The organism is Thermodesulfobacteriota bacterium (assembly GCA_036482575.1).
Taxonomy (GTDB): Bacteria; Desulfobacterota; GWC2-55-46; order GWC2-55-46; family JAUVFY01; genus JAZGJJ01.
Map to the genome: position 1 here is coordinate 1 of JAZGJJ010000045.1, position 9,360 is coordinate 9,360.

General features: G+C 57.1%; 10 protein-coding genes. 3 read left to right on the forward strand and 7 right to left on the reverse strand.

Annotated elements, in window-relative coordinates; translation table 11 throughout:
- On the forward strand, window positions 1–219 hold a 219-nt coding region (locus tag V3W31_02175), incomplete at its 5' end, for a hypothetical protein (GenBank protein MEE9613743.1).
- Window positions 220–326: 107 nt separating this feature from the next.
- On the opposite strand, the gene V3W31_02180 is transcribed toward V3W31_02175, so the two are convergent.
- The 3 genes from V3W31_02180 to accC all read right to left on the reverse strand — a co-directional run bounded on the left by V3W31_02180 (window position 327) and on the right by accC (window position 4,566).
- Window positions 327–1,220: an AEC family transporter gene (locus tag V3W31_02180; GenBank protein MEE9613744.1), complete on the reverse strand. Its 894-nt coding sequence runs from the start codon at window positions 1,218–1,220 to the stop codon at window positions 327–329.
- A gap of 2 nt (window positions 1,221–1,222) precedes the next feature.
- Window positions 1,223–2,992: a sodium-extruding oxaloacetate decarboxylase subunit alpha gene (oadA, locus tag V3W31_02185; GenBank protein MEE9613745.1), complete on the reverse strand. Its 1,770-nt coding sequence runs from the start codon at window positions 2,990–2,992 to the stop codon at window positions 1,223–1,225.
- A gap of 155 nt (window positions 2,993–3,147) precedes the next feature.
- Complete coding sequence (gene accC, locus V3W31_02190; GenBank protein MEE9613746.1) at window positions 3,148–4,566, reverse strand: acetyl-CoA carboxylase biotin carboxylase subunit; 1,419 nt, start codon at window positions 4,564–4,566, stop codon at window positions 3,148–3,150.
- 225 nt (window positions 4,567–4,791) lie between these two features.
- Here accC and V3W31_02195 point away from each other — a divergent pair, with 225 nt between their 5' ends.
- Window positions 4,792–5,289, forward strand: coding sequence for a thioredoxin family protein (locus V3W31_02195; protein ID MEE9613747.1), 498 nt, complete (start codon window positions 4,792–4,794; stop codon window positions 5,287–5,289).
- On the opposite strand, the gene thiD is transcribed toward V3W31_02195, so the two are convergent.
- From thiD to V3W31_02215, 4 genes are read right to left on the reverse strand one after another with little or no spacing between them, the layout of a single operon-like run.
- Window positions 5,278–6,045, reverse strand: a complete 768-nt coding sequence (thiD, locus tag V3W31_02200; protein MEE9613748.1) for a bifunctional hydroxymethylpyrimidine kinase/phosphomethylpyrimidine kinase — start codon at window positions 6,043–6,045, stop codon at window positions 5,278–5,280. The genes V3W31_02195 and thiD overlap by 12 nt on opposite strands.
- A gap of 15 nt (window positions 6,046–6,060) precedes the next feature.
- Window positions 6,061–6,663 carry a DUF445 family protein gene (locus V3W31_02205; GenBank protein ID MEE9613749.1) on the reverse strand — a complete coding sequence of 201 codons (603 nt, stop codon included), beginning with the start codon at window positions 6,661–6,663 and terminating at the stop codon, window positions 6,061–6,063.
- Between the two features lie 39 nt (window positions 6,664–6,702).
- Window positions 6,703–6,975 carry a DUF507 family protein gene (locus tag V3W31_02210; protein ID MEE9613750.1) on the reverse strand — a complete coding sequence of 91 codons (273 nt, stop codon included), beginning with the start codon at window positions 6,973–6,975 and terminating at the stop codon, window positions 6,703–6,705.
- Window positions 6,972–7,253, reverse strand: coding sequence for a DUF507 family protein (locus V3W31_02215; protein ID MEE9613751.1), 282 nt, complete (start codon window positions 7,251–7,253; stop codon window positions 6,972–6,974). The genes V3W31_02210 and V3W31_02215 overlap by 4 nt, the downstream gene beginning before the upstream one ends.
- 711 nt (window positions 7,254–7,964) lie before the next feature.
- On the opposite strand from V3W31_02215, the gene V3W31_02220 reads away from it, so the two are divergent.
- Window positions 7,965–8,627, forward strand: a complete 663-nt coding sequence (locus V3W31_02220; protein MEE9613752.1) for a transposase — start codon at window positions 7,965–7,967, stop codon at window positions 8,625–8,627.
- The last annotated feature ends 733 nt before the right edge of the window (window positions 8,628–9,360 follow it).

Sequence of the window (9,360 nt, forward strand, 5' to 3'; positions counted from 1 at the left end):
AAGGCCACCGTGACCTTCAAGGGCAGGGAGCCGCTGGTCGTGGAGGGGGAAGTCGTCAGGATAAAGGAAGACGAGATAGCGGTCTACCTCTCAAAGGGCATCCCGATCGAGCATATAAAGGAAGAGCAGAAGTACCTTAGCGAAAAGTACGGGAGGCCCTTGGAGACGTGCCCTGTCGACGAAGAGGGGGGAGAAGGGGGCGAAGGGGGCGAGGGTTAGAGGCTGTTTACCATGTATTGCTTGTCAGTACTTGTTCCGGCCGGGGGGGGCTCTTCCCGGCCGGTTTTTTTGTGCCTTCATCTTTATGACGCCCCGCGGAACTCCCCCTACATAAGCCACGCAAGAAGAAGCGGTATCGTAATGACGCTTATGAGCGTGCTCATGGCCACGGTGGAGGCTACGAACTCGCTCTCTACGTTGTAGCGTACGCTCAGGACGAAGTTTATCACGGCCGAAGGCATGGCCGAGGAGAGAAGCACCACCTTCCTCGTAACCCCCTCTATCCCCAGGAGCGTTACCATTATGTAGGCCGCCGCGAGCCCACCCCCGATGCGAATGGCCGAGGCGGCCGCGGCGAGCGTATAGTCCGAGAGCTTTACCGAGTAGAGCTGGTAGCCGAGGCTTATCTGCATAAGCGGTATGGTTGCGGCGCCGAGCATGTCGAAGGTGACGAGGACCGGCCCCGGCAGTTCCGTGCCCGTCAAATTTATGGCTATCCCGATAGCCGTGGCGTAGAGGAGCGGGAGCTTGAATATCTCTCCGAGCCCGCCGCTCCCCTTGGCCACGTATATCCCGAGCGTGTAGACGTAGATGCTGATGGCCACGTAGTAGAGTACAGCCGCGGCGAGCCCTTCGCTCCCGAAGGCCAGAAGCGCTATGGGCAGCGTCAGGTTCCCGGAGTTCATGAACATGGTGGAGAGGTAGAAGCCCCGCAGTCCGCGCCTGTCGCCCACCGGGTTGGTCGCCGAGAGGTAGGCGCGGCTTATGAGCGCCGTGCCGGCCACGACCCCGGCCGCCGCAAGGGCTACCGAGGTGAGATCGCCGACCACTATGTCCTTACGGGCGAGCGAGGATATGACGAGCGCGGGTATGGTGACGTAGAGCAGGACTTCCATTATGGAGTCGAGCTCTATCTTTTTGAAGCTCGCGAAGAGGTAGCCTATCGCTATTATCGAGAAGACGGGGAATATTACGGAGAGGACTTCCACCGCTTGAGGCATTATCAGGCCGGTTCCAGCTCTAAAAGGGTCTCGTCCGGGTTGACCGCATCGCCTACCTTAACGAGGATACTCTTAACGGTGCCGCCGAGCGGGGCGTGCACCTCGTTTTCCATCTTCATCGCCTCGACCGTAAGTACCGTGTCGCCTTCGGAGACCTCGTCCCCCACGGCCACCTTTATGGAGGTGACCTTTCCGGGCACCGGGGTCGTTACGTCCCCTTCACTACGTGCCTTCGGCCTTACCGAATGGGTTGTCGCCTCTTCCGTTATCTCTCCGGCGGTGGTGGGGATTATCTCCGCTAGAGACTCGATCATGACCTCTTCCAGCCGGTTGTCGATTTTGAGGAAGAACGGCCTCTTCCCTTCCACCTTGTGTCCCGCGCCGGCGACCTTTATCCTGTAGCTCTCGCCGTGGACCGTGACTATGAACTCGCTCGGGGCGAGGATGGCCGGAAGCGCCCCGGCGTGCGCGGCCTCGGGCTCCTCCAGCGGCTCGGGCTCGAGCTTGCCCGCGGCCCTCTGCTCGAAGAATTCGGTCGCCACCATCGGGAAGAGCGCGTAGGTGAGTATATCCTCGACCGACTTTGCCTTTCCGCCGATCTCCCGGGTGACCTTGTCGAGCTCGGGTTCGAGGAGGTCTGCGGGCCGGCACGTTATGGGCTTATCGTCCCCTATGGCCTTCTTCCTCGCCTTCGGGTCCACCTTGCCGGGCGGGGTGCCGTAGAGCCCCTTGAAGTAGCTCTTCGTCTCGCTCGTTATCACCTTGTAGCGCTCGCCCGTGAGGACGTTCAGCGTGGCCTGCGTGCCGACGACCTGGCTCGACGGGGTCACCAGAGGCGGGTAGCCCATCTCCTTCCTTACCCTCGGTATCTCGTCGAGCACGTCTTCCATCCTGTCCAGCGCGTTCTGTTCTTTAAGCTGGTGGGCGAGGTTGGATATCATCCCGCCCGGCACCTGCACCACGAGTGTCTTGGTGTTTACGCCCGCGTAGGTGGTCTCGAAGCGCTTGTACTTCTTCCTTATGGTCTTAAAATATTCCGCGACCTCCGAGAGCAGAGAGAGGTCCAGGCCTGTATCGAAGGGCGTACCCTGCAGGGCCACCACGAGGCTTTCGGTGGGGGGCTGGGAGGTGCCCGAGGCGAGGCTCGATATGGCCGTGTCCACTATGGAGGCCCCGGCCTCTATGGACTTAAGGTACGTCATCGAGGCAAGGCCCGAAGAGTAGTGCGAGTGCATGTGTATAGGCAGCCGGACCTTCTTCTTTAGTTTGGTGATGAGGTCGACGGCGGCCGGGGGGGTGAGAAGCCCGGCCATGTCCTTTATGCAGATGGTGTCCGCCCCGAGTTTTTCTAGTTTTTTGGCCATATCCACGAACCCCTCGTTCGTATGGACCGGGCTCGTCGTGTAGCATATGGAGGCCTCGACGTGGGCCTTGTTCTTCTTTACCGCCCGTATGGCCGTTTCGACGTTCCTTATGTCGTTAAGCGCGTCGAATATACGGAAGACGTCCATGCCGTTCTCCACGGCCTTCTCGACGAACTTTTCCACCACGTCGTCGGCGTAGTGGCGGTAGCCGACGAGGTTCTGCCCCCTCAGGAGCATCTGGAGCCGGGTATTGGGGAGCGCCTTCCTGAGCTTCCGGAGCCTCTCCCAGGGGTCCTCCCGGAGGAACCGGAGGCAGGTGTCGAAGGTGGCCCCGCCCCACACCTCGAGGCTCCAGTAGCCGATCCTGTCGAGTGTCTTGCACGCATCGAGCATGTCCTCTGTCCTCATGCGCGTGGCGAGGAGTGACTGGTGCGCGTCCCTCAGGACCGTATCGGTTATGAACGTCCCGGGTGCCGTTTTTTTCCCGGCGGCTTTTTTCTTTACGGCCGGTTTTGTATTTTTCTTTTTTATAGGCATATTTTCCTTAAACCCCCTGAATTCCCTCAAAAGCCGTGGTGGGCGGCTATGGCCGCCGATATGGCGGCCACGAGGTCCGTTGGCTCTCCGTATTCGTAGTATTCCATAAGTTCGGGCTTCCTGTCTATGTAGCCCGTGTCGAACCTGCCGTTCTTGAAGTCCTCGTCGTTCATTATGTTACTGAGGAACGGTATCGTGGTCTTAAGCCCCCGTATTACGAACTCATCGAGCGAGCGGTTCATCCTCTTGACGGTCTCTTCCCACGTGCCGCCCGTGACGATGAGCTTTACTATCATGGAGTCGTAGCAGTCGGGCACGACGTAGTCCTTGTATATGGCGCCGTCTATCCTGACCCCTATACCTCCGGGCGAGTAGTAGGCCGTTACCCTGCCGGAGTTGGGCATGAAGTTCGCCTTCGGGTCCTCGGCGCATATGCGGCACTCCATGGCGTAGCCGAGTATCTTTACGTCCTCCTGCGCGAGCCCGAGCGGCTTGCCGGCCGCTATCTCGATCTGTTTCTTGACGAGGTCTATGCCCGTTACCTCCTCGGTCACCGGGTGCTCGACCTGTATCCTGGTGTTCATCTCGATGAAGTAGAAGTTCCTGTCCTTATCGACCAGGAACTCTATCGTTCCGGCGTTGGTGTAGCCGACGGCCTTTGCCGCCTTTATTGCGGTCTCGCCCATCCTGGCCCGGAGCTCTTCGTCGAGCAGGAGCGAGGGGGCTATCTCGATCAGCTTCTGGTGGCGCCGCTGGATGCTGCAGTCCCTCTCGCCAAGGTGGATGGTGTTGCCCATGTTGTCGGCGAGTATCTGGAACTCTATATGGTGCGGCTCCTCCAGGTATTTTTCCAGGAAGACGTCCGAGAGTCCGAAGGCGGCCCCGGCCTCCTTCCTGGCGGTCTCGACGGCGCCGAGGAGCTCACTCCGGTCCCTGGCTATCCTGAGCCCCCTTCCTCCCCCTCCGCCCGAGGCCTTGACCATCACCGGGTAGCCTATCCGGTCGGCCCACTCAAGGGCCTCGTCCGGGTCTTCGATAGCGTTCTCCGTCCCCGGCACTACCGGGACGCCGGCCTTTTGCATCATCTCCCGGGCCCTTATCTTGTCCCCCATGTCGGCTATGGTCTTACTCGACGGGCCTATGAAGGTGATACTACTCCGCTCGCACAGCAGAGGCAGCTTCGGGTTTTCCGAGAGAAAGCCGTAGCCGGGGTGTATGGCGTCCACGCCCACCTTTACCGCGAGGTCCACTATGCGGTGGCGGTTCAGATAGCCCTCGATCGGGCCCGGCCCCACCATGTACGCCTCGTCCGCCTTCTTAACGTAAAGGCTCGTGGCGTCCTCTTCGGAATAGATGGCCACGGTCGGGATGTCGAGCTCCCGGCAGGCACGGATTATCCGTGAGGCTATCTCGCCCCTGTTGGCTATGAGCATCTTCTTAAACATACGAACCTTTTTCCCCTGTATTTTGTTCAAAACAGACCTTCTATTTAGCCAAGATGGTGGTCATATGTCAAGCAAATTACGGGTTGTGGCAGGGCGCAATGCTGTTGCAACGGGAGGGGAGATGTGGTAGCCTGTTTGGGAGAAACCGTAAACTTTTCAGATGGTTCCGCTCTTTAAATTATCCGGTTTCGGCCTGATTTAGGCCCTAATATAAGGGGGTAAGGCGTGAAGAAGCTGATACTGATAGCCCTGTTATTATTTGCCGGGTTTAAGCTCTATACCCACTTCTATCCGGCACAGGCCGAGTCTGCTCCGGCCCTCTCCTCCTGGGACGAATATTCGTGGTTCAACGACGCGGGGGGTTACGAGAGGGCGCTTGCCGAGCACGAGAAGACCGGGAAGTCCATGCTCGTTTACTTCTACGTGGACTGGTGCGGCTACTGCAAGAGTTTCAACGAGAACACGCTGCCCACCCCGGAGGTGGCCGCCTACTTGAAGGGGCTCCTGAAGGTGCGCATAAATCCGGAGCACGGTCATTACGAGGAGGAGCTCGCCGACGCCTACCGTATTCCGGGGTACCCGGGTATATATATCGTATCGAAGGAGAACGGGGTCAAGCAGATATACAGCTTTTCCGACCCCTCCAAGTTCGTCTCCGACTCCAGGAGTGCCGAGGGCAAGGGGGGGATCGTGGAAGGCCTTATGGACTCGTTAAATCTTTGACCGCCTCCTGAGCTCCAGCGTAACGTACCTCTTCGCCTCCTTGATGGCCTTTTTTACCCCTCGGCCCCTGGCGAGCTTCGCGGCAACGGCCGCCGACAGCATGCAGCCCGTGCCGTGGGTGTCGGCACCCTTTATCCGTGGGGCTTCGCAGCGGGTAAACCCCTTTCCGTCGTAGAGGACGTCGATAGGACTGCCCTTCAGGTGGCCGCCCGTTACGAGTACGCATGCCGGGCCGAGCCCGTGGATCCTTTCGGCCGCCTCTTCCATCGACTTAACGCCCGTTACCTTTATGCCCGAAAGCACGGCCGCCTCGTCGAGGTTGGGCGTTACCACCCTTACGAGGGGCAGGAGTTTTTTCAGGGCGGTTATGCCGGGACGGAGCGGGGTCAGGAGCGGCCGGCCGACCCGGCCACTTTGCCCCCGCCCGGGCGAGGCCCGGAAGACCGGGTCGAGTACGACGTTCTTCAGTCCGTGCCTCTTTATGAGCCGCGTAACCGCCGCCACTACTTCGGGGTTCGCGAGCATCCCGAGTTTTACGGCGTCCACGTCGAACTCTTCGAGCAGCACGTCTACCTGCCTCGCGAGGATGCGCGGGGCGACCGGCTCAACGGCCTTTACGCTCTTTCCGTTTTGGGCGGTCAGGGCGGTTACGGCCGAGAGCCCCCGCACCTTGAAGTCGCGGAAGGTCCGGAGGTCGCGCTGTATTCCCGCGCCCCCGGAAGGGTCGGAGCCGGCTATGGTAAGGGCGGTCTTCATCCGGTTATGGGGCTGTTATCTGAAGAAATAGAATATCGCGGTCTGCGTGAGCCCGATCAGGAAGCCCATTATCCCGCCTATCCATTCTATGTGGCGCAGCTCGTTTGAGATAAACGCGGTCAAGAGGTCCTCGAACCTTTTCAGGTCCATGTCGTCGATCCTCGTTACGAGGAGTTCCTGGACGTCCACCCCCTCGCCAAGCTTTTGGGCGAAGCCTTCCTTGTTCTTGTCTATGTGGCGGAGTATTTCGCGGGTGAGGAGGTACTTTATGTGGTAGGTGAGGTTTTCCGATACGAGCCCGACGAGGGGGATTTTTTTTATACTCCGGGCGGCGAACCTGTGCTCCACCACCTCCTCGACCGTCTTCTCCACCTCGTCCTTCCAGTCGATCGTGTTGAGCGTGGCGGCGATGTCTTTGGAGGAGAGGAGATCCTTCTCGATGGTCTGCGCCATGCTCCTGGCGATGTCTTTCCTTCTCTTGGGGATGAGCCCCTGGAGCTTGAAACCCAGGATGGAGATGGGCAGATGGGGCCGGAAGAGGAGCTTTATAGCCACGTAGTTGGTGAGCCAGCCTATGGCGGCGCCCACCAGGGGGGGTAGAAGGTATCTATAGTCCATAGACGGTATGGGGGGGAGGGGGAAGGGTGGGCGGAGCGTTTAGAACCTCTTCTTGCCGAGCTCCTCCTCGAAGTACTGCTTGTAGAGGATGTCCCACTCGCGGCTCCCCTCCGGGACGTCCCGTGAGAGCGATCGTATCTTGTTCCTCGCCGTGGTGTCCGCGGCGTCTTCTATCTTCAGGTAGTCAGTTATGACGCGTTTTATCTCCTTAAGGGCCTTCTCGTCGTCGGTGAAGTCCACCATGTCGTCTTTCCATATGCCGTCGGAGACGAGGTGGGAGACGTGGGATATCCTGTCCTCCGTGAGCCTCAAAGCGTCAGCCCCCGTTCCCTGGCGAGCTTGCCTTTTATCATGTTGAACATCCTCCTGTAGTCGAGCCGCTGGTCGTCGATGGCGTTGGAGTGGGAGGAGAGTATCGCCTCTATTTCCTTGTCGAGTCTGTCTTCGGCCCGGAGGTCTTCGAGGAAGACCTCCACCATCCTTTCGAGCACCTTCCCCTCGTCGGCCTTGAAGACGATGAGCTTCTTCTCCTTGAGCCTTTCGAGTATAAGCCCGCAGGCCTTCTCAACCTGTTCTCTGGTAAGCCGCATAGAAGACGAGGTTAACACAGCTTGGCGGGGCGTTCAAGGCTTTCGTTTTGCAAACCGGCGATTTCCCCGCCATACGTCGTTAGCCGCACATTTTCGCTCCTCAACGTATAGCACTATACGCCTGCGGGCCAAAATGTGCGTCTGCCTCGTCTGACGGAAAACTTGCCGGTTTGGGTCCGTGACGGACAGCTATTAAAAACCCCTCACGTTCACCCTGAGCCGTTCGATAAACTCACGACAGGCTTGTCGAAGGGTGAGGGGCGCCGAAGGAAGCCTGCCCTGAGCGGAGTCGACCGGGGGCTCGACGATTCCCGCCCGTGTTTCTGTTGACAAACCCTTGGTGAGGAGTATTATTGGGGAGGAGGGAAGGGGGGAATAAACGGTCGCTGTCCCTATTTATCTCCCTATTTATCCTATTTATCCCGTCCCTATTTATCCCTATTTGTGCCGACAAAAAAACAGGTAGAACTTTTTGTGGAAGTAGTTTTGGGTGGCTAAGTAAAGAGTAAATAAGAAAAAAGGCTGTTGTAGAGCGCATGCATTATTAATGGTGAAATAAGAGATCCGGACTGCTTGTAGGCACGAGCCAGAAAGATGCCTGCTATAAAAGTGGGTATGATAGACGGCATATCATTATGGTATAGAGGAATAAATAGGGACAGCGACCGTTTTTTGTTGACCATCCCTTGTCTGAGTTGATATGCTTCCGGTATGCCGCGAATCGCAAGAGCCGTTGCCGTCGGTTATCCCCACCACGTCACTCAAAGGGGTAATTATCGGATGCCCGTCTTTGACGACGAGGATGATTACAACCGGTATCTGGACTGGCTAAAAGATTACAGCGTCAAGTACGACACGAGGATATGGGCCTACTGCCTCATGACCAACCACGTGCACTTCATTTGCGTCCCTGACAGGCCGGACTCGCTCGCCAAAACCTTCAACACCCTCCACATGAGATACTCGCAGTACTATAACAGGAAGAAAGAAGCGCGGGGCCATCTCTGGCAGGGCCGCTTCTTTTCATGCGCTCTTGACGAGGAACACCTCTTCGCGGCCGTCCGTTATGTGGAGAACAATCCCGTACGCGCCGGGATAGTCAGAAAGGCGAGGAGGTACCCCTGGTCAAGCGCCGCCGGACATATTGAAAAAGGCACGGATGAGGTACTGTCCCGTGGTCTTCACCTTGAAAAGAAGATCAAGGGCTGGGAAGATTACTTGAAGGACTCGGATGATGAGTCTGCCATCGAGACGATAAGGAAGAGCACTTTGACCGGTAGACCGTGCGGTGACGACAGGTTCGTTGAGAAAATAGAGGGCACCATAGGACGGATTCTTAAGGCGTTGCCGAGGGGAAGACCAAAAAAGAAATAAACGGTCGCTGTCCCTATTTATTCCTATTTATTCCGTCCCTATTTATTCCTCTGACGGCAACCGTATTCATACTATATCATGGACAGTTGTTCAGTATTATGGGCTTGGTACTTGCCTATATGTACGAAAAGAGAAGGTCGCTTGTCCCATGCATTGCCGCCCATGTATTTTTTAACACGGCGCACGTTGTTGCTTTTGTCTACATGAACGATTTTCTACGATTGTCATATAGTGTGGAGCCAAGAACCTATGTGGGAATTGCTTTTCTTGTGTTCGTGGGAATTTATATGGTTATTTCGTATGTAGAACTGGAGATGAAGATATCTAAAGAATCACAAGGGGAGAAGTTCGCGTAAAATAATTACTGAGCATATACAACAGCGACCGTTTTTTTTAATCTCCCTCTGCCATCCCGACCGCTCTTTGACAGCCGGACGACCTTTCAGTCCCTTCCTGATATTCCGCGGCAATGAGAAATTTTCGTATTCGAGGCTTGCGAGAACCCCCAAAAAGGCCTTGCTTTTTTGTATGATGGCAGCGAGGAGGAAAAGAGGGATAATAGCGGCCGTTTTCCCTTTTAAACGTCACTTCCCGCCCCCGCTGTCCCCCCCTTTCCCCCCCCATTTCCCCCCATCCCCCGCCCCCCATCAGGTGTTGACACGGTTACGGATTTATTCTATTATTACCTTGAACGGTCCGTTGCAGTTCTTCCATAAATAATAATCAAGGAGGT